A 20,254-nucleotide genomic window follows, 5' to 3' on the forward strand; every position below is an offset into this window, starting at 1 on the left:
TTATGCTCAAAGAAATCATGAGGGAGAGGTGATCATATGACTGGTCGGATAAAATGGTTTATGGTCGTTGGTCTTCTAATTATTGTAGGTGTACTGGTTATTCCAGAAGCCTATGCTTACTTCACGAAAAGAAATTATGAGAGCCACGCGGTTACAGAAGCAGATATTCCCGATAATTATCATGTAGCCACTTTTGCAGGCGGATGTTTTTGGTGCATGGAACCGCCTTTTGAGAAGCTAAAAGGGGTGAAAGAAGCGGTTTCTGGATACACGGGAGGACATACTGAAAATCCTACGTATGAAGAGGTATCTGCCGGTGGAACAGGTCACCTTGAAGCTGTTCAAGTTTATTTTAATCCTGATGTAATTACCTATGAACAGCTGCTGGCCGTTTATTGGCGACAGATTAACCCAACGGATGATGAAGGACAATTTGTTGATCGTGGTTATCAATACACGACTGCTATTTTTTATCACTCTGAAAAACAAAAAAAGCTGGCTCAGCAGTCCAAACAGCACATAGCTGAGTCGGGCCGTTTTGAAGGAGAGATCGTAACACCGATTCGACCTGCAGAAGAATTCTATCGTGCTGAAGAATATCATCAGGATTATTATAAGAAAAATGAGTGGAGATACAAGTTTTATAGAGGAAATTCAAAAAGAGACGATTATTTAGAAAAGACCTGGGGGGAAGACCGAGAGCTAAACCTTCCGAAAAAGGAATAAACATCTAAAAACCCGCTGGCTAAGGCTAGCGGGTTTAGTATCATTAATACTGTTCTGTTTGTTTAGGTGTCATTTCCGTTGGTTTTGATTCAAGGTCTGTGTAACCTACAAAACCGAAGGAAATGACAATGAGTAACAAAATTGCGAATAATACTTTTCTCACTAAAATACCTCCAAGGAGTAATGTGTACATTGTGTTTAGACGAATGTTAGTTTAGAGATCCCTTGAAGTTATGATGAAAGAATTAAATGAATCGTCGCATTCCAAACTTTGTAAGAAGGGATCGAAGAAGTATCTATTAAATTGGTGACTTTCACTAGAATTTCCTTTTTTATTTTACTTGTTGCCTAGGACAATTGCAACATATTTTGTCGAATCTGCAAGAAAATTTCAATGTTAAGAAACTAGTTTTAAACCTACGACTCCAATCACAATACAACTAATGAAAAATAGTCGTTTCACACTAGCTTTTTCTTTAAACAATAGGATACCGAGCAGTACGGTTCCAACAGAGCCTATTCCTGTCCAGATCCCATATGCGGTACCGATGGGCAGGTCTTTAAGCGACAGGGAGAGAAAGTATAGGCTTAATCCCCCTGAAACAATGGCTAACAGGGTAGGAATTTTTCTGCGGAATCCTTCTGATAGTTTGAGGAACAGCATCCCTGACATTTCTCCAATACCAGCAAAAAGTAAAAAGATCCATGACATTATAACCCCTCCTCAGTAATAACTTCCACCTTTGACGACTCTGACATTTTTAAGCCAATGATGCCAAAAATTAAAACGGCAATAAAAAAGACCTTTCCGGCGCTTGCGATATCGCCAAGAAATGCCATTCCGATTACGGCTGTACCAGCTGCGCCGATTCCTGTGAAAATGGCGTATCCAGTGCCGATGTCGATCATTTTTATTGCTTTTGTAAATAAGAAAAAGCTAATGAAAATGGATATCAAAGTAAAAATGGTAATGAAGGGTTTTGTAAACCCTTCAGACATTTTAAGACCCACGGCCCAGCCAATTTCAAACAAAGCACCTATAAATAAATAGATCCAGGCCATATTTAATCCTCCTTGCTTGACTTTTGTACACCAAGCCAGAATATTTTAAAACTTGCTTGCTCTCGTTGAGCCAGCGTATCTTTATCGTAGAAATTTTCTTCAAGAAACAGACCATCAATTAACGTATAGAAGGCTGAGAGTACATCCTTAATAGGAAGCTGTCGTAAACTGCCTTCTTTCATTCCTTTTTCAATAATGGGCCGGATAATATCATTTGTCTGTTCCTCCACTTGCAGAAACACTTGCTTAATTTCTTCCGAGAAGTCTTCCGGCGGAAAAAAGGTAAACCGTTTAAAGAACGTACCTTCAGTTGAATTAGCCATGTGATCAACATAGAATTGATACACTCTTTCCAGACGTTGTTTAACGGGTTGATCGTAGGTTTTTTCCGTGAACGCTTGGAAATGTTCCGTCTCCTTCATAGCTACTTCTTTTAATACCTCCAGGAAAATTGCTTCCTTACTTCCAAAGTGATTATAAAGCGAAGGCTTTTTAATCCCTACTTTAGAGGCAATATCAGTAAGACTTGTATTTTCATAGCCGTTATGAGCAAAACGCTCCAGGCTGACATCAATGATTTTCTGTTTTGACATGTGCATCCCTCGCTAACTAACGGTCGGTAGTTTAATTGTATCACCGAATAATTTGTTTGTCTAGCCTTTTTAAATGTTGAAGAGTGATCAGATGGTTTACTGAAAACGGGATAGGGTATAGAGGAATAGGTCGAAATTTTTAGAAATTTCAGCTACTTTGTCTGGAGGGAACATGTTTTGAATAAATATAAGTTAGATCGTTATGAAGGTTCATATGCGATATTGATTCAGGAAGATACTAATAAAAGTGAACTATTAGTCTTGAAAGAACGACTAATTGCATTCGCTGAAGCGGGAGATCTTCTGTCTATTGACTTTGATGCAATGGGGAATTTAAAGGAAGTTCAGGTCGTGGAGAAAGAAAGTGGCAGAGGTGGGATTAAACCTTCTTGCCTGTAGAACGATTGATTATAGAAGTGGCGTTTCTAAAAGAAATTAAAGGCAAGCTCATAAAATTTCAATTAAAACTCCGCAAATGACGAGGGATGCGGAGTTTTAATTGAGGGTTTTTTTAGGGTCGATTTTGCTGCTGCTATTCTATAATTTCTTTTTCTAATTCATGTTCCTTTATATTGGCTTTTGGAAGCATAATGGAATCAAAGTCGAAAGGTTTAATTTCATTATTATATAGGACTCGGTGAGGAAGATCCGGATTTTGTAATGCGCTGGTCGCTAAACTGACTAAGTCTGCTTTGTCTTCTTTTATTAGTGAACTGGCTGTCTCAGGGTCCTGGAGCTGGCCATTAGCGATTGTAGGCAGACCGCTATAATGTTTAGCTGCTTCAGCGATAGATTTGCTTCCTTCTCCAAAGCTTGGTTGTGTGCCGAAAGCATCTGTAACGTGAATAAAATCCAGAGAAGCCTCCCCGAGTTCTGTGAAAATTGTTTCAGCATCACTTTCTCCCAAAGCCCAACGATGATTGGCATCTGTGACTTTTGCTTGTGAAATCCTAATACCGACCATGAACTCGTTTCCGACAGCTTTTCTAACATGAAAGATGACTTCAGTAAGAAAGCGAACGCGGTTTTTAGTTGCACCGCCATATTGGTCTTCTCTAAGATTCATATAGTCTGTTAGAAATTCATCAAGTAAATAACCATTGGCACCATGGATTTCAATACCATCGAAGCCAGCTTCTTTAGCATGTTTGGCAGCTTGTGCAAAGCCTTGTTTTACTTGTTCCATATTTTCGTGGCTCATCTCAGCGGGAACTGGGTATGGACCTTCACCTCCATATAGAGGAACCATATCTTTCTTGGGCTTCACAGCTGAAGGAGCAATCGAGTGATCGGCGTGGGGATTTCCCTGTGATTGTGAACCTGCATGCATGAGCTGGGCAATGATTAGGGAACCGTTAGCATGAACACTTTCCACAATAGGTTTCCAGGATCTCATCTGTTCTACATTCGCAAGGCCTGGCTGGTAATAGTACCCTTGCGAATATTCTTCGTCAGGATAAATTCCTTCTGTAATGATGGTTCCAAATCCGCCTTTCGCATAGCGATTATAATATTGCTCCATTGTTTTATTTGCCAGACCGTTATTCTCAGCACTAATTCGGGTCATCGGAGCCACTACATATCGGTTAGGAAGCTCCTTATTATTGATTTTCAACTTTTCAAATAAAGAATGATAAGTGTCATTCATTGTTTCCATCTCCTTTTTCGCACATTAGTCATATAAGTATCCTTAAATCAAGATAGTTAAACTCTTAAACAATACGAATCACAAAAAAGGCTGAGACATAAGTAAAGTAATGATGTCAAAAAAAGAACGATGAAAAATGAATAGTATATAAACGAGATCGTTAGCGTAGTCAAAATAAGGAGACTCCTGCGGGAGGAAAAGCCTAGTTGAGACCCCGAAGTGCGCCAGCACGAGGAGGCTCAACAGCCGCCCGTGGAAAGCGAAGTGTTTTGACGGAGCGATGGTAGAAATCCTTTCTAACAAATAATCCGAACAGATTTAAATAAAAAGTAAATCGTTCGGATTATTTTATGTTTAATTCAGTTTTGTCTCAGCCTCTTAGTTTACGATATAGAGTTGGTGATTTCCATGGCTTCTTTAAGACGTTTTTCTTTGTTCGTACTTGTATATTCTAGCTGGTAAATGACATCATAATCTCCGTTATACCACTCGACAAAAACGTGATCGTCTCGTTTTTGAATTCCCGCAACGCCCCCTGCGTCCAGAGGAATCTGTAAATCGGACTCTTCTAAATCATTGCCAGGATCAAAAATTGTACGAACTACAGCTTGTACAGCAGAATCCGATTGGTAAATAACTTCTGTTTCATTGCCGCTCACATTTGCTTTCAATGCTTTCAATTCAAATGGAAGCTCTTCAGGAAGTCCGAGCTTCTCTTGCTGTTCCTGAGACAAAGCTTCGATCGGGGCAGCGAAAGTCTCCGGGTAAAGTTCTTTTAAGTGACTTAGTGAAAGGTCTGGACCGGAAGAGCAGCCAGCTAATAAAACAAAGAAGATTACAAGCGATAATCTATGGATGAATTTCATACGTACACTCCCTATGTTAACTAACATCCTTATCATATACAGAACATATTTTAGCACAAATGGCTAGACATTAGAAAAGCCTCTACAGTTTTGTCTAAATCAGGTCAAAATATTTTGAAACCAGAACAGAGGATCGTTCGTTATATAAGTAAGTTAATAGAAAGTCCTTAGTCTGATTATTTTATGGGAAGTTTCAGAAACAGAGAAGCTAGATTAAAAAAATCTATTAAAAGGGGAGTCTCCAATGAGTAACTTTGCCATTCGTACGTTTCAGGAAAATGATTTCGATATGATTCAGTCGCTGCTGCAACAAGAACAATGGAGCAATCTTGTGGAGAATAGGGAGGAGACGATGCAGGCATTGCTGAATTCTGATCTTGCTTTAGTAGTGGTAGATGGGCATGAAGTAGTGGGATACTTAAGAGGGCTGACAGACGGAGCAGTTACATTATATATTTGTGAAATTCTTATTAAAGAGGATTATCGGAAGAAAGGGATCGCCCAACAGCTAATGAAGGAAGCGCATGGCTGTTATCCTAGTACGAGAATTGAAATGCTGGCTACCAGTTCTTCGAAGGAATACTATACGGACCGAGGCTATCGTCCTTTTTACGGATTTAGAAAATCCGCGGAAGAATTGCAAAAGAATTAACACATGGAAGAACAGCTATATATCCAAAAAATACCACCTCAGGTCATCCAATATTTGGATGACCTGAGGTGGTAAAATATGGGTTTGTTCAGGCGAGTTCTTTATGCTTTAGGATGTAGCTTGCTGAGATAAGCAGGCTGGCAATAAGCAGGGTGGTTACGACTGCTGTTCCCCATAGGTCGGCAGGGATTGAACCGGTTTGCAGCATGTCTCCTAGGTACGATGTAAGAAGTGAAGGATTCCATTCGATAATATGGGCAAATATCGTACTGAGAATAAACAAGGCGATCAGTGTAATGATTGATAAGCACGCTACTAATCCGGGAGTTTTTACCAGGGTGTTCATGAAGATGGTCACGCTAATCACAAATACTATCCAAAGCCCGTAAAAGCCAGCAGCAGCCCCTATTAGTTCAAAGCTTAAACTACCGAACAAGAGGTTGACATAATACCAGCTGCCAAGGATTCCAGCAAACAAACTGAGCAAGCTCAGGGAGACGATACTTGCCCACTTGGCTGTAACATATGTACCATAGCGGACCGGCTTGACGAGAATTAATTCTGCGATTCCACTTCTACGTTCGTTTGCGATCGTACCCATCGACATAAGGACGAGAACGACGACGCCAATCATATTAAATTGGCTGATGCTCATCATAAATACATCCGCTGGGGGAGGAGTCGGGATGTTAATCGTTGCTCCCTCGGGTAAACCTCCTACTGATTCGAGGATTTGCGGCAAGTAATAAGTGGTCAGCGGATCCATAATCCCGAGCAGTATAAAAACGAGAGGGACCCAGATCCATTTATAATTGCGCCACGCTCCGATCGATTCTGTCTTAAAGACGGTCATCCACTGCATGCTCATGCACCACCTTCATAAATAAGTCCTCGAGCGTAATCCGCCCAACCTCGAATTGCTCTAACTCCCACCCTTCTTCCAGAGATCGTTTCAAGAGCTGACTGCGCGCAGATTTTATGTCGTTTACATATATATCGAGGCGCTGTTTATCTTTTACCACACGATTTACAAACTGCAGTTGAGCTAGTTTATGTTGCAAATCGTCATGATTCAGCGATGTTTTGATAGAAATTTTGTCCACATGATGCCTTTCTCTCAGTTGATCTAACGTACCCGATTCGATAATCGATCCTTTATGCATTAATAAAATCTCATCACTTGCCTCTTCTGCATCATTGAGAATATGGGTAGAGAAAAGCAGTGTTGTTTCCTGCTTTAACTCCTCCATTAAATTGAGTACATCTCGTCTGCCAATCGGGTCAAGGGCAGAAACCGGCTCATCCAGCATCAGCAGTTTTGGCCGATGGATCATTGCCTGAGCAATCCCGAGGCGCTGTTTCATTCCGCCGGAGTAGGCAGCGATCTTACGTTTGGCAGCATCTTTTAACCCTACCCGTTCCATTAAAAGTTCTGCCTCTTTCCGAGCTTCTTTTTTATTTAAATAAGCAAGCTGGCCTACATGGATGAGGAACTCCATTCCGGTCATCCAAAGATAAAATTGCGGATGCTGGGGAAGGTAACCGATCTCTCTTCTATTATCTATATTGATGGAAGTGCCAAGGCTGACCGTGCCGCTTGTCGAGCGGATTAATCCGGCCATCATTCTTAATGTGGTTGTTTTGCCAGCGCCGTTTGGACCTAATAAAGCAATACAGTTTCCGGGAGAAAGCTGAAAACTAACCTCTTTCACAGCATAGTTCTTGCCATACATTTTCGTAAGCTGGTCAACAGCAATCATCATTGGTAATCTCGCTTTCCAAAAATAAAATAAATAATAGGACCGATAATATTAATAAAGATAATGATGAGTGCCCACATCCATTTGGGTCCATTTGCAGCTTCAGATTTTGCTAAGCTAATGAGTGCAGTGATCATAAGTATGAGCTGAATGATAAATAGAGGGGCCAAGATTGCAAAGTTTTCCTGAATCATTCGGGTGGCATCCTGCATGAGTAAAATCATATGTTGTACCTCCTTTTTGCTCTGTTGTTTTTGTACGTTTAACCTATCATGTTGGTTCCCTTTTTTAAACGAAAAATTTGACTTTATTATCAGAATTTTATACACTGTTACGAAAGTATTTAGAGTTGAGAATGAGATTAGATGAGTTGAGGAAATAGGATGAGTTGAGCTGAGAGAGCTAGGGATCCTTGGACATTTGGAGCCGTTTGGATTGCCTGTGCCAATATTTTTTTCATCCCCTATTTTACACCCCCTCAACGTCTCATTTTCCATAAAATTTTTATGGAGAGGTGAGTCCGCATATGAGTAATACCACTCTGGAATCGTTCCTTGCAAGCGTCAAGGAATATAAAACGATTCCCATCACTAAAACGTTTTACACCGATACGTTAACACCTATTCACATGTTTCATGCATTGAAAGAGGAAGCCGTATATATGCTTGAAAGTCAGGACCCGGAATCTCCATGGTCTAATTTCTCATTCATTGGTTTAGATCCAATGATTGAAATTAAACAGAACAATGGTTCCTTTGTTATCCGTGACGTTCTAATCGGCCGAGAGGAGCAAAGATCTTCACTTAAAGAGGCATATGAAAGTACTGTTGATCAACTTGACGTGCAGCCAGCAGATGTTTCGTTACCCTTTAAAGGCGGGGCAGTCGGCTATGTGGCCTATGATGGAATTTCTGATTTTGAACCTGTGCCGCAAGCTATCGAAGACGATATAAACTTATCCAATTACCATTTGTTATTCTGCCAGACGCTCATTGCCTACCATCATCGAACAAAAGAAGCGACGATTCTGACCTATGCCAGGATCGATGAGAGCACGGATGTTGAGCAAGCATTTTATTCGGCGAAAGAAAGATTACAAACGGTAGAGGGAGCCTTAAAGGGTCAGAATTTCCTGCCTGATTTAATGTTGGCTGATGAAAATGAAGATCTTACACCATCTATAAATTTCTCCAGTAATTATCAAAAACCTGTATTTAAGCAGGATGTGGAGACTATCAAAGAATACATTCGAGCAGGAGATATCTTTCAAGCTGTTTTGTCACAGCGTTTTGAGGCAATAACCAAAAGAAGCGGATTTGAGCTTTATCGGGTCTTAAGAAAAGTAAACCCTTCACCATATATGTTTTATTTGCATTTTGATGATGTAGAAGTAATCGGCAGTTCACCAGAGCGGCTGTTGCAAGTACAGGAACAGCGGCTTGAAATTCATCCGATCGCCGGCACAAGAAAACGAGGCGCCACCCAAGAGGAAGATGATGCTTTGGCTGAGGAATTGCTGGCCGATGAGAAGGAACAGGCTGAACACCGGATGCTAGTCGATTTAGCACGTAATGATATTGGAAGAGTTTCCGAATACGGGACAGTGAACGTTCATGATTATATGACGATCGGGCGTTTTTCGAAGGTTATGCACATCATTAGTAAAGTAACCGGGCAATTGAAAAAGGATATTTCTCCAATTGATGCCCTAATTTCAGCCTTCCCTGCCGGCACGTTATCTGGTGCGCCGAAGGTCCGGGCAATGCAGATTTTACGGGAACTTGAGCCAACTCCAAGACATCTTTATGGTGGCGGCATCGTATATTTAGGATTTGATGGGAACATCGACTCTTGTATTACGATCCGGACAATGACTAAGGTGAATGAAAAAGTGTATGTACAGGCAGGAGCCGGAATTGTGGCAGATTCTGACCCTGAGGCAGAGTATCAGGAAACATTAAACAAAGCGAGTGCCCTAAAGAGAACGATTGAATTAGCTGAGAAGTTATTTGAGCAGAGTAGAGAAGGAGCTGAGGCAAAATGAAACAACAATTAAGCAGCTTAGTGGAAGGCAATGTATTGACAGAGGAAGAAGCTTATCAGATCATGACTCAGATCATGGACGGCGAGGTGTCTACAGGACAGCTTATGAGTATGCTTTCTATTATGCGTCACAGAGGCGAGGCAGTGGAAGAAATGACCGGTTTTGTTCGGGCGATGCGTGCTAAGATGACAAAGCTCGATATGGCACCGGACGACCTCGTTGATACGTGCGGTACAGGCGGCGACAGCAGTTCCACGTTTAATATTTCTACAGCTGTTTCGATTATATTGGCAGCTCTTGATGTAAAAGTCGCCAAACACGGCAACCGTAAAGTATCTTCCAAAAGTGGAAGTGCTGATGTTTTAGAAACTTTGAGGGTCCCGATCGATTCAACACCAGAACAAGGTGTTAAGGCGATTATGGATAAAGGAATGACTTTTTTATATGCCCCCAATTATCACCAGGCTATGAAACATGCTGTGCCGGCTCGTCAGGAATTAGGTTTTCGAACAATCTTTAATTTACTTGGTCCGATGGCCAACCCAGCTACTGCCAAGCGCCAGCTGATCGGAATTTATGATACGTCTTATGCTGAAAAAATGGCAGAAACACTGAGGCAGCTAGGGTCAAAACACGTACTATTAGTCACTGGCCGGGATGGATTGGACGAAATTACGATGACTGGGGTAACCGATATTGTGGAGTTGAAAGACGGTGACATTCATAGATTTACCCTTACCCCTGAAGACCTCGGCCTCTCAAGAGGAAAACTTGCCGATATTCAAATCACGGATAGTCAGCAGAGTGCTGAGTTGATTCAACAAGTCCTCTCAGGAAAAGCCAATGAGAGTGCCATGACGATCGTGACCATGAATGCAGCAGCAGGGCTTTATGTGGCTGGAAAAGCCGCCAGCTTAACAGATGGCGTGAACCGTGTCCAGGACGCTATCAGCAGCGGAAGAGTACTAACCTATTTCACATCGATCCAGGAAGAAAAGGAGAATCGTCAGTATGCTTGAAACCATTTTAGCTATAAAAAAACAAGAGATTGAACGACTGTATTTGCCAGAGGAGGCAGATGTATCGAAATATTCTTTCTATCAATCTTTGAAACAATCACCTTATACGGCCGGTTTAATTGCTGAGGTGAAGAAGGCATCCCCGTCGAAAGGAATTATTCGGGAGGACTTTAATCACGTGATGGTAGGAAAACAGTACTCTGATGCTGGAGTGCAGGCAATTTCAGTGCTGACAGATCAACACTTTTTCCAGGGACATCGTGACTTCTTAACAGATATTAAGAAGTTTGTGGATGTGCCGGTAATGAGGAAGGATTTCATTATCGATCCCGTGCAGGTGGCAGAAAGTCAGCTGATTGGTGCGGATGCGATTTTGCTAATTGGAGAAGCCCTGGAAGCGAGGAAACTGCATGAGCTTTATTTGCAGGCGTATGAAGCGGGACTTGAAGTGCTCGTTGAGGTACACAGCGAGGAGACGCTTGAAGGGGTGTTAAAGGAATTCACCCCGGAGATTATTGGGATTAATAACCGTAATCTGCACACGTTTGAGACGACGCTTGAGCAGACAAAACAAATAGCAAAGTTGGTTCCGAATGACTGTTTACTCGTTTCGGAGAGCGGAATCTTTACTCATGATGATATTGAGCAGGTAGCAGGGTACGGCGCAGAAGCTGTGCTAGTAGGAGAATCATTAATGCGTCAGGCCAATATTAAACAGGCAGTTAGCCAATTAATGAAAGGGGTGAACGTGTGATGCTTGAACCGTTAGTGAAATTGTGCGGCAATCGATCCTTACGTGATGTACAGAAGACGGCTTCTTCATCAGCGACTCACCTCGGATTTATATTTGTAAATAGTACGAAGCGCTATGTGCGTCCTGAGCAGGTAGGCAAGTGGATAAGAAAAGTCCGTCCTCAGCAAAAACTTGTCGGTGTTTTTGTAGAGCCTTCCATGGAACAGTTGGACGAAGTGTTAGCTTTTACCCCATTGGATGTAATTCAACTTCATGGCAATGAAACGGTATCCGATATTTTGAAAATTAAAGAATCGTTCGACCTGCCTGTATGGAAGGTTATCCATCATCAGGAAAACGCCTTGGAACAAATGGAGCTCTTTAAAGGTGTAGTGGATGGATATGTGATCGATTCGAAGGTGGCCGGAGCTTATGGAGGCACAGGGGTTCGTTTTGACTGGGATGCCATTGAAAGCTATCTTGAGACAGCGAATGCCCAAAACGTATCCTGTCTTATAGCAGGCGGGATTAATCCAGATAATATTGGACAGTTAATGGAGAAGCAACTTGATGGAATCGATGTGTCAAGTGGAATAGAAACTGATGAACAGAAGGACATTAATAAAATTCAAGCCGTGATGAAAGAGGTGGAACGTCATGTTGCAAGTGTTTCCGGACGTTAAAGGTCGATTTGGAGATTTTGGAGGAAAATATGTCCCAGAAACATTAATGGGACCGCTGCAGGAACTGGAAGAAGAATTAAATAAAGCGATGGATGACCCAGCTTTTTTGCAGGAGTATCATGATGTGTTGAAGGAATATGCCGGTCGTCCGACCTCTTTAAGTTTTGCTGATCAAATGACAGAATATCTAGGCGGAGCGAAAATTTATCTAAAAAGAGAGGATTTGAACCATACCGGGGCCCATAAAATGAATAATGCAATTGGCCAGGCATTACTTGCTAAACGGATGGGAAAAAAGAGAATCCTTGCTGAAACAGGAGCTGGTCAGCATGGTGTAGCAGCTGCGACCGTAGCAGCTAAGTTCGGCCTTGAATGCCAGGTGTTTATGGGCGAAGAAGATATTCGCCGCCAGGAATTGAATGTGTTCCGTATGAAATTACTCGGTGCGAAGGTCACTCCGGTTTCCAGCGGAAATGGGACGTTGAAGGATGCAACAAACGAAGCAATTCGATACTGGGTGGCGAACTGTGAAGACCATTTCTATTTGATTGGATCTGTGGTGGGTCCGCACCCTTACCCAAGAATGGTCAGAGATTTTCAGCGAGTGATTGGGGATGAATCGAAACAGCAATTTCTAGAAGTTGAACCGGAGCTTCCTGACCGGATTTATGCATGTGTCGGCGGAGGAAGTAATGCGATGGGCATGTTTTATCCATTTCTAGAGGATGCTTCTGAACTGATCGGAGTGGAAGCAGCCGGTAAAGGAGTCGATACTCCTGAACACGCTGCAACGTTGACAAAAGGTAATCCAGGTGTCATACACGGTTCACTGACGTATTTAATGCAAGATGAAAATGGACAAATTACCGAACCTTATTCGATCTCGGCTGGATTAGATTATCCAGGCATTGGTCCAGAACACGCTCACCTCTTCCAAACGAAGCGTGTCAGATATGAGTCGATTACCGATCAAGAGGCACTGCATGCGTTGAAGCTTTTGACAGAACAAGAAGGGATTATCCCAGCGATTGAAAGCGCCCATGCGCTGGCCCAGGCCTTTAAAGAAGCGGGACATATGAGCTCCGATCAAACGATCCTGATTAATCTATCAGGACGTGGAGATAAAGATATGGCCACATTAATGCAGCATTTTCAGGAGGAGGAGTAACATGCTCACGAAAACATCTTTCCAGGGAAAACTAACGAAAACCGAAGATTTGTTTATTCCTTTTATTGTAGCGGGCGATCCAACACCGGAACTTACAATTGAGTTTGCCCTTCGATTACAGGAAGCGGGGGCAGATGTTCTTGAGCTTGGTATTCCTTATTCAGATCCACTGGCAGATGGACCGACGATCCAGCGTGCTGCTCAACGTGCCTTGAAAAATGAGATGTCGTTGACGAAAGCCATTGAACTTGTACCTGAAATGCGCCAGGCTGGTTTGCAAATCCCCGTCGTTATTTTCACCTATTATAACCCCGTGATGCAGCTGGGCTACGACCAATTCTTTGAATTGCTTGATGCGAACGGGGCTGAAGGGGTGCTGATCCCTGATTTACCATTTGAAGAAAGCGAAGACATTCGTAAGCTGGCTTCTGAACGAAATGTTGAATTTATCTCACTTGTCGCCCCAAATTCAGACAAACGAATCAAACAAATTGCCGAACACGCGAATGGGTTTCTCTATTGTGTTTCCACACTTGGTGTTACAGGGGAACGAAACGAAATGTCTTCAGACGTCATAACTTTTATCAAAAAAGTAAAAGAGCACAGCTCTGTACCTGTTGCGGTAGGATTCGGGATTTCGACAAATGAACACGTCAACCTCGTACGCGAACACGCAGACGGTGTCATTATCGGTAGTAAAATTATTCGCTTGATCGAAGAAGAGCTGGAGGCATTTGAGAATGGGAAATCGGCAGACGCTCTTTATCGTTTTTACCAGGGTGTTTATGAACTTGTAAAGTAGGATAGGGAGCTAGAGCATAGAGGAGTTGAGCAGAGTGATTTATATGATCGACCATTACGATTCATTTACCTACAACATCGTTCAATACTTAGGTGAGCTAGGTGAAGAGATTATTGTCCGACGTAATGATCAGGTGAGTATAGCGGAAATAGAGCAATTACAGCCAGACTTGTTATTGTTGTCACCAGGCCCATGCTCCCCAGATGAAACAGGGCTATCGATGGAAGTCATTAAGCACTTTAAAGAAGATATGCCGATTTTTGGAGTATGCCTCGGTCATCAAGCAATTGCCCAAAGCTTTGGAGGAAAGGTAGTTCGTGCGGATCAACTCATGCACGGGAAGTCTTCACAAATTCATCATGATGCCCAAGGTATTTATGAAGGGCTGAGCAATCCAATGGAAGCGATGCGCTATCATTCATTAATTGTGGATCTCGATGGATTGCCAGAGTGCTTTGAAGTGACAGCGGCAACGGTAGAAGGAGAAATCATGGGAATCCGCCATGTAAGCCTGCCGATAGAAGGAGTGCAATTTCACCCGGAATCAATTGGAACTGGGGATGGAAAGCGATTGTTGAATAATTTAATAAAACAACGAATAAAAGCTATTATTTCTTGACTAATAAGGCCAGCTGGCAGACAAATGCCAGCTGGCCTTTGTGGGTATTTAGACTTATTTTTTCTGTATCCTTTAGCTGTCTGGCGACCATTTATTTAAAGTTTCGCAATTATAATTCAATTTCTCTATGCTATGCCATAGAGGTAATAAAGTAGTTTGTGAAAAACTTACATACTTCATAATCGCGACAAATAGGCACTTTTTTAGAAAATAAAAGCTATTTTCACAATGTGTGAAATTGTGTTAGGTTAGATAACGTTGTGCCAGCGAGCTCGTATAACACATTGGAATTGGGAAAAAATAGTCTAGACGGTGAAAGTTGATTTTATAGTTTATTTTATGGGAGTTGAGTATGTAATTATGGAATTACAAAATGATCCGACATTACTTTGGTTTATCGGACTTTATGCCGTCGTTATGGTCGGTATTGGAATATTCACATCAAAAAAAGTGTCAGGAAGTGAAGACTTCGTTCTGGCCGGAAAGAGTTTAGGACCATTCGTATTAATGGGAACACTGCTCGCTACATGGACAGGCAGCGGAAGTATTTCCGGCGGGGAGACCTCAATGGCCTTTAGTTACGGAATTTGGCCTGCATTAATGCTGATGCTTCCAACGTTATTAGGTATTATTGTCCTCTATGTTATTGCACCAAAAATCCGCGAATTCGGTAAATTTACAGTATCAGGCATTCTGCAGGCGAAATATGGCCGTAAGTCCCGGAATATAGCCAGTGTAATTATTATCCTTGCCTATGTGGGAATTGTGTCTTATCAGATGAAAGGCTTTGGCTTTATCTTAAATCTGACCACAGGCATGTCAGTGGGATTAGGGACACTGCTTGGCGGTATCTTGATAATCTTTTTAGCCATGATCGGCGGATTGCGTTCTGTATCCCAAACTGATGCAATCAGCGGCTTTTTAATGGTCGGCGGACTCATCATTACGGTACCTACGATTATTGCAGTCGCAGGCGGCTGGGGAGACATCGTGGCCAACGTCCCAGAATCCCATATGACAGCGACTGGCGGTTTAACAACCATACAGCTTATGGGGTACCTGCTTCCGTCACTGTTTCTGCTATTAGGTGACCAAAATATGTACCAGCGTCTTGCCTCATCAAAAGGCGACAGCTCTGCTAAAAAGGGCCAAATCGGCTGGCTGATTGCAATGATTGTCATTTCACCATCGATTTCCATTATCGCCTTTGCTTCACGCTCCATTTTTCCAGATATTGATCCTGGAATGGCCTTGATGGCAACAACGCTCGCACTGCCAACAGTGATTGGCGGGATCTTACTTGCTTCAGCAGCATCCTTTATCATTACGACAGGTAACTCATACCTGCTATCTGCAGCGACCAACCTGACGTATGATATTTATAACAATTATGTAGATAAGGAAGCCTCAGACAAAAAGTTATTAGGGATGACACGTCTGTTCATCGTTATCCTGGGTGTGCTTTCTTACCTGCTAATCAGCTATTTCCCAACCGTACTCAGCGTACAGATGTACGCTTACACCGTTTACGGAGCTGGTTTAACACCAGCATTGCTCGCCGTTTTCTTCTGGAAACGTGTCAACGCGATCGGCGGTATTTCTTCCATGCTCTCAGGTGTTGTGGCCACACTAGTATGGGAACTGATCTTGCAAAAACCGTTCGATATCAATAGTGTCGTTATCGCTGTTCCGATTGCTGTTATTGTCTTGATTGTTGTCACACTGGTGACGACAAATGGCAATGGACAGAATCGTGAACCAGTGAATGCTTAATAAGGAATGTGTAAGCCTCTCTACAGTTAGTTGTAGGGAGGTTTATATTTTTATGAAATATGCAATTATGGTTTAGTTTCGCGCAATTAAGTTTGGATTTGTGCAATTAATAAAAATAAAATGCAATAAATGATAATTTTGGGCAATTAACAGCTTTTCCGTGTAATAATTTTTGTGAAAAGTATTGATTACAGAAAGTGAAAACGATATAATGATTAATGTCGATTCAGACGGGGCATTAGCTCAGCTGGGAGAGCGCTACACTGGCAGTGTAGAGAAACGTTAAAACCGCTCTACATACCTTATATAATAGGCAATTGCTCTGTTTTAGTATTATAGTCATTACAAGACCATATGAGAGATGAATTTGACCTGCTTACACATAATGTAAGGAGGATTTTTTATGTTGGTTGAGATGAGTTTTAAAGAGCTAATTGCTGAAAAAAGGTTTCAAGGGTTGACGGAAAACAGCATTACATCTTATGTGAATTTGTTTAGTGACTTTGGGAAATGGCTTCGCAAAGAAGGGGTTAAAGATACACAAGATTTAACTTCCTCTGTTATTAAAGGATACTTGATGTACTGCAAGGAAAAAGGGAATAAGCCAAAGTCTATTAATAGTAAATTAAAGTTGTTGCGAGCATGGGTTCGTTGGATGATTGATGAAGATATAATCGATAAGGACATCTGTAAAAACATTAAGTTAGTAAGGGAAGACGATTCACCTAAAATAGTTAGAGAAGAAGACATTCACTTGGCTTTAAGGCATCTTAGAAGGAAAAAGAGAAGAGAGGATAGTTTATACTCTATTAGAAATCATACGATTATGATTACTCTTATTGGAACTGGTCTAAGAGTAAGTGAACTAGTTAGTCTGAATTGGAATGATATTGACTTTAATGATTGGCTTATAACCATAAGGACTAGTAAGAGTAGAAAGAGGGGCTCAATACCTCTTTCAGAAGCTCTGGCAAAGGAATTAAAGTCTTGGAGAGATTATGTACAAGACAACTTTAAAGAAGCTCCAGAAGCGGTTTTTGTAACTCGTGAGGGTAAGAGAATAACGAGGAACGGAGTCCAACTATTTATAAAGCGGCTGAAGAAAGACTTAGGCATACAAGGTGACTTTTCCCCTCATGCTATGCGTAACGTATTTATTAAACGATTGTTGATGAATAAAGCTAACCTGAGAGAAATACAACTCTTAGCTAGGCATTCTAAGATTGAAGTAACAAGACAGTATATTGGTTACTTCCAGCATGAATTGAAAGAAGTTTTAGATGAGCATGACCCATTAAGGGGGTTAATATAGAGGGGGAGGAGTTACATCTCCCTCTATATCTTTTACAAAATTAAATTAAGTCTTTTTTCTACTTTCTGTAATTCATGTTCGTCCCAAAAACTAAAATTAAATTGTGTTTTTTGATTAACACAGTCTAACGCTGTTTTGAAAAACCTATCTGAATATATTTTCTTCTTAGGTTGATTTGCTGGGTGTGCTATAAGGAAATCGATATCCAAATTATTTTCTTTATCATATTGAGATAAAGTAACCCTTATGTCTCCTAAAGCACTTTTGTTGTCATATGAATTATCTATTCTTGCTAAGACAAGTATCTTTTTTATAGTTTCTTCATCGTTCATAACAAAATATGCTCTTAGATTGCCATGTGGTTGTGGGAGTGAGTAACTTTCATCTTCATCCTTCCATTTGAGGTTAAAAATATCATCTTGTTTTTCAGCATTTCGGAGCTTTAAAACTCTATCTAATCTTTTCTGGAATTTATTTTTCTCAATAGCATCAAAGTTTTCATCAATTATTTCTTGTGTATCACTACTTGGAGTTTGCTGAAATTTTTTCTCCATATTTTCAAGCTGTTTTATTAAATGTGAATTTTCAGCCTTTAGCTTATTGTTCTCGCTAGTAATTTGTGCAACATGAAGAGCAAGTTTTTCATTACTTTCTATGTCTTTTCTAGATATCCAACCAACTATGTTGCTATCTAGTTTTAGTTCAGACAATTTTCTAATTATAGCAAGTTTTATGTCCTTAGTATCCTCGCAAAATTCAGAAGTTTTACTAAGTACCTTTCTTTTAAACTCCTCAAATTGGTGTGGGTTTTGTCTTTCATAAACATCGTTAATAGATTTACCTTCTATTTTCACTTTATTTTCTAAGGCTTGCTCTTCCATTACTAAGGCGAATCTGGGTTTTTTTAATTCTCCAGCATAATCATATTCCCAATGAGTATAGCTTTTCTGACTTGTTGACTCGATTGAACCGTATCTACCTCCAAGGATAAGTAAATAAACATCTGATTCTTGTATCCATTTTTTTATGGTTTCCTTTTGGGTTTCATCCCCTGCCCGAAAGAGCTCCATACCAGCTGGAATATGCCCTGCGCTAATTACAGCTTCTACAGCTGCTTCTCGTTCACTTAATAGGTCTGTATATGTTGATGATATAAATACCTGTAATTTTTTATTCATTATTTTCCCCCTGAAATATTTCCCATTTAATTCTATAATTATACTAACATAAAACCACTTTACAGAATGTGAAGTGGTCTTTTCTGTAATTTTATTAAAGTAATTATCTTACTTAGCTCAGGTGGGTTTTTAATTATGTTATTAGTTGGTGTAACAGTAACTTACTGAGTTAATAATTAACTGAATATTCAAAAAAATTAATTGACAGGCGTAGTGGCAGTGTTTTAATCTAATATATGTGGTGGTTTTCAAAAATATTTTTTGCCATAAAGATGATTTGAGTATAGATGACTTTATTAATTACATGGAGCCTTCCCCTGATAATATCGAAAAGTCGACAAGGCGACTATTACAACAATTCCAATACTCTATGAATCTTTTGAATATGGAGGATGAAATGGGGGTAGAAAATTCAGAAGAGCAATATGATACTAAAGACTTAATCAATCTCATCGAAAAAACGGAAAAGATTTTAAAAGTGTATAAAGCAAAAAAAATAAGTCACCTTTAGCTGCTATTTAACTAAACAGAATTAGGATATTTAATAAGATAGAAGAGTAAGGGGGATAATTAACACATTTTAACCCTTGCTTATTTTGTGGAAGCCTATAAGTACACTCAGCCACACCAATGACGGTGTAAAATACCCGATACGAAGCGGATTTTTAGGGTAGGGAAGCCAATGATAATACTTATTAGATTAGTATTTATATTGGAGTTTTCGAAGCTAGTATAAATTTATATTACTGTTCCTTAAGTGAAGAAAATCTGCTGCCCCAATAGGTATGAAAAGAATTTCTGTGAATTTGAGTTTATGAACAGGAAAAAGTAAAAAAAAGATTTTGTTTCGAAAAAAACACTTGACACGATAATCATGAAAAAATGCTCTAATTCGTTAGCTTTTTCCTAGCATTTTTGGGGTTCAAATGGCTAAATCCTTATTTAGTATAATTAACCATAGAAAGTAACTTGTGAATCTGAATGAAGTACATGCTTACTAGTTCTATTTAGCAGTAGCTTTCAATTTCATATAGAAAGGGTTGCACCAGCAATTGGAAAAGAAATGCAGTAAATGTAAAAGAATTAAATTGATTTCGGAATTCTATAAAAATCGAGCTAGAAAAGGCGGACATGAAAATTATTGTAAAGAGTGTTCAAATAAACGAAAGAAGGAACGTAGCAACAATGGAGGCAACTTTTCGGAGAAAGTTAAAAAGGAAGCTTATGAGAAATATGGTCATAAGTGCCAAATTTGTGGTTATAGAAATAATTTGCAAGTAGACCATATATTGGCGCAAATAGTATCAAACACAAAGAAATCAAGCGTTATTGAAAACGCTTGGATATTATGTGGTCCATGTAACATGAAAAAAGGGAATCGAATAATAATGGAATTGATTAGGAAAGTGCCAAAGCATATATTGGGAGGTATGTTATCAAAAAAATACGCTGAAGCAATTGTTAAAGGTCGATACGAGAAAAAGCCTTTTTCTATTAGTGGAAAGCACTACATTGAGGTTATAGTCAAATTCTAACATAATATTTATTCTAATGAAAGTTAAAGTACACCAAAAAAATAGGTGGATATTAGAGTAATAGCTGAAAATACCACCCTG

22 protein-coding genes are annotated in these 20,254 nt (G+C 40.3%); 13 read left to right on the forward strand and 9 right to left on the reverse strand.

From position 1 onward, the window contains the following. Nucleotides 1–36: 36 nt before the first annotated feature. Complete coding sequence (gene msrA, locus G6R08_RS15800) at nt 37–726, forward strand: peptide-methionine (S)-S-oxide reductase MsrA (RefSeq protein WP_163529230.1); 690 nt, start codon at nt 37–39, stop codon at nt 724–726. A gap of 397 nt (nt 727–1,123) precedes the next feature. On the opposite strand, the gene G6R08_RS15805 is transcribed toward msrA, so the two are convergent. Genes G6R08_RS15805 through G6R08_RS15815 form a run of 3 tightly spaced genes read right to left on the reverse strand, consistent with a single transcriptional unit; the run spans nt 1,124 to nt 2,381 of the window. Continuing rightward, nucleotides 1,124–1,438, reverse strand: a complete 315-nt coding sequence (locus G6R08_RS15805; protein WP_079526555.1) for a DMT family transporter — start codon at nt 1,436–1,438, stop codon at nt 1,124–1,126. Beyond that, entirely contained in the window at nt 1,438–1,788 is a 351-nt protein-coding gene (locus G6R08_RS15810) for a DMT family transporter (RefSeq protein WP_163529232.1), read from the reverse strand. The genes G6R08_RS15805 and G6R08_RS15810 overlap by 1 nt, the downstream gene beginning before the upstream one ends. 2 nt (nt 1,789–1,790) lie before the next feature. Then, on the reverse strand, nt 1,791–2,381 hold the full coding sequence (locus G6R08_RS15815) for a TetR/AcrR family transcriptional regulator (RefSeq protein WP_163529234.1): 591 nt from the start codon (nt 2,379–2,381) through the stop codon (nt 1,791–1,793). A 177-nt stretch (nt 2,382–2,558) separates the two neighbouring features. On the opposite strand from G6R08_RS15815, the gene G6R08_RS15820 reads away from it, so the two are divergent. Further along, nucleotides 2,559–2,780 carry a hypothetical protein gene (locus G6R08_RS15820; RefSeq protein ID WP_163529236.1) on the forward strand — a complete coding sequence of 74 codons (222 nt, stop codon included), beginning with the start codon at nt 2,559–2,561 and terminating at the stop codon, nt 2,778–2,780. 133 nt (nt 2,781–2,913) lie between these two features. On the opposite strand, the gene G6R08_RS15825 is transcribed toward G6R08_RS15820, so the two are convergent. Together G6R08_RS15825 and G6R08_RS15830 are read right to left on the reverse strand one after the other, a co-directional pair. Further along, on the reverse strand, nt 2,914–4,029 hold the full coding sequence (locus G6R08_RS15825; RefSeq protein WP_205439432.1) for an oxidoreductase: 1,116 nt from the start codon (nt 4,027–4,029) through the stop codon (nt 2,914–2,916). Nucleotides 4,030–4,412: 383 nt separating this feature from the next. Continuing rightward, nucleotides 4,413–4,895 carry a hypothetical protein gene (locus G6R08_RS15830; protein ID WP_163529240.1) on the reverse strand — a complete coding sequence of 161 codons (483 nt, stop codon included), beginning with the start codon at nt 4,893–4,895 and terminating at the stop codon, nt 4,413–4,415. Between the two features lie 244 nt (nt 4,896–5,139). Here G6R08_RS15830 and G6R08_RS15835 point away from each other — a divergent pair, with 244 nt between their 5' ends. Continuing rightward, complete coding sequence (locus G6R08_RS15835) at nt 5,140–5,547, forward strand: GNAT family N-acetyltransferase (RefSeq protein WP_163529243.1); 408 nt, start codon at nt 5,140–5,142, stop codon at nt 5,545–5,547. 88 nt (nt 5,548–5,635) lie between these two features. Here the strand turns inward: G6R08_RS15835 and G6R08_RS15840 are convergent, their stop codons facing one another. Genes G6R08_RS15840 through G6R08_RS15850 form a run of 3 tightly spaced genes read right to left on the reverse strand, consistent with a single transcriptional unit; the run spans nt 5,636 to nt 7,531 of the window. Further along, nucleotides 5,636–6,409, reverse strand: a complete 774-nt coding sequence (locus tag G6R08_RS15840) for an ABC transporter permease (RefSeq protein ID WP_163529244.1) — start codon at nt 6,407–6,409, stop codon at nt 5,636–5,638. After that, nucleotides 6,387–7,310: an ABC transporter ATP-binding protein gene (locus G6R08_RS15845; RefSeq protein WP_240339747.1), complete on the reverse strand. Its 924-nt coding sequence runs from the start codon at nt 7,308–7,310 to the stop codon at nt 6,387–6,389. The genes G6R08_RS15840 and G6R08_RS15845 overlap by 23 nt, the downstream gene beginning before the upstream one ends. Beyond that, nucleotides 7,307–7,531: a PLDc N-terminal domain-containing protein gene (locus G6R08_RS15850; RefSeq protein WP_240339748.1), complete on the reverse strand. Its 225-nt coding sequence runs from the start codon at nt 7,529–7,531 to the stop codon at nt 7,307–7,309. The genes G6R08_RS15845 and G6R08_RS15850 overlap by 4 nt, the downstream gene beginning before the upstream one ends. 302 nt (nt 7,532–7,833) lie before the next feature. Between G6R08_RS15850 and trpE the strand changes: the two genes are divergently transcribed. The 9 genes from trpE to G6R08_RS15895 all read left to right on the forward strand — a co-directional run bounded on the left by trpE (nt 7,834) and on the right by G6R08_RS15895 (nt 17,460). Next, nucleotides 7,834–9,351 carry an anthranilate synthase component I gene (gene trpE / locus G6R08_RS15855; protein ID WP_163529246.1) on the forward strand — a complete coding sequence of 506 codons (1,518 nt, stop codon included), beginning with the start codon at nt 7,834–7,836 and terminating at the stop codon, nt 9,349–9,351. Next, the gene (gene trpD, locus G6R08_RS15860) at nt 9,348–10,370 is read left to right on the forward strand and encodes an anthranilate phosphoribosyltransferase (protein WP_163529248.1); all 1,023 of its coding nucleotides are present in this window, start codon (nt 9,348–9,350) and stop codon (nt 10,368–10,370) included. The genes trpE and trpD overlap by 4 nt, the downstream gene beginning before the upstream one ends. Beyond that, a complete protein-coding gene (trpC, locus tag G6R08_RS15865) occupies nt 10,363–11,124 on the forward strand; it encodes an indole-3-glycerol phosphate synthase TrpC (protein ID WP_163529250.1) in 762 nt (253 codons plus the stop codon). The genes trpD and trpC overlap by 8 nt, the downstream gene beginning before the upstream one ends. Further along, nucleotides 11,124–11,786, forward strand: coding sequence for a phosphoribosylanthranilate isomerase (locus G6R08_RS15870; RefSeq protein WP_163529252.1), 663 nt, complete (start codon nt 11,124–11,126; stop codon nt 11,784–11,786). The genes trpC and G6R08_RS15870 overlap by 1 nt, the downstream gene beginning before the upstream one ends. Then, nucleotides 11,761–12,954, forward strand: coding sequence for a tryptophan synthase subunit beta (gene trpB / locus G6R08_RS15875; RefSeq protein ID WP_420810408.1), 1,194 nt, complete (start codon nt 11,761–11,763; stop codon nt 12,952–12,954). Before G6R08_RS15870 ends, trpB begins: the two co-directional genes overlap by 26 nt. A 1-nt stretch (nt 12,955) precedes the next feature. Beyond that, a complete protein-coding gene (trpA, locus tag G6R08_RS15880; protein ID WP_163529254.1) occupies nt 12,956–13,756 on the forward strand; it encodes a tryptophan synthase subunit alpha in 801 nt (266 codons plus the stop codon). Nucleotides 13,757–13,790: 34 nt separating this feature from the next. Then, a complete protein-coding gene (locus tag G6R08_RS15885) occupies nt 13,791–14,375 on the forward strand; it encodes an anthranilate synthase component II (RefSeq protein ID WP_163529255.1) in 585 nt (194 codons plus the stop codon). Nucleotides 14,376–14,735: 360 nt separating this feature from the next. After that, nucleotides 14,736–16,148: a sodium:solute symporter family protein gene (locus G6R08_RS15890; RefSeq protein ID WP_163529257.1), complete on the forward strand. Its 1,413-nt coding sequence runs from the start codon at nt 14,736–14,738 to the stop codon at nt 16,146–16,148. A 403-nt stretch (nt 16,149–16,551) separates the two neighbouring features. After that, on the forward strand, nt 16,552–17,460 hold the full coding sequence (locus G6R08_RS15895) for a tyrosine-type recombinase/integrase (RefSeq protein ID WP_163529259.1): 909 nt from the start codon (nt 16,552–16,554) through the stop codon (nt 17,458–17,460). Nucleotides 17,461–17,492: 32 nt separating this feature from the next. Here G6R08_RS15895 and G6R08_RS15900 read toward each other — a convergent pair whose 3' ends face one another. Continuing rightward, on the reverse strand, nt 17,493–18,638 hold the full coding sequence (locus G6R08_RS15900; RefSeq protein ID WP_163529261.1) for a DUF4062 domain-containing protein: 1,146 nt from the start codon (nt 18,636–18,638) through the stop codon (nt 17,493–17,495). 1,052 nt (nt 18,639–19,690) lie between these two features. Between G6R08_RS15900 and G6R08_RS15905 the strand changes: the two genes are divergently transcribed. Then, nucleotides 19,691–20,173, forward strand: coding sequence for an HNH endonuclease (locus tag G6R08_RS15905; RefSeq protein ID WP_163529263.1), 483 nt, complete (start codon nt 19,691–19,693; stop codon nt 20,171–20,173). Nucleotides 20,174–20,254: the final 81 nt, after the last annotated feature.

This window comes from Halobacillus ihumii, from assembly GCF_902726645.1.
GTDB lineage: Bacteria > Bacillota > Bacilli > Bacillales > Halobacillaceae > Halobacillus_A > Halobacillus_A ihumii.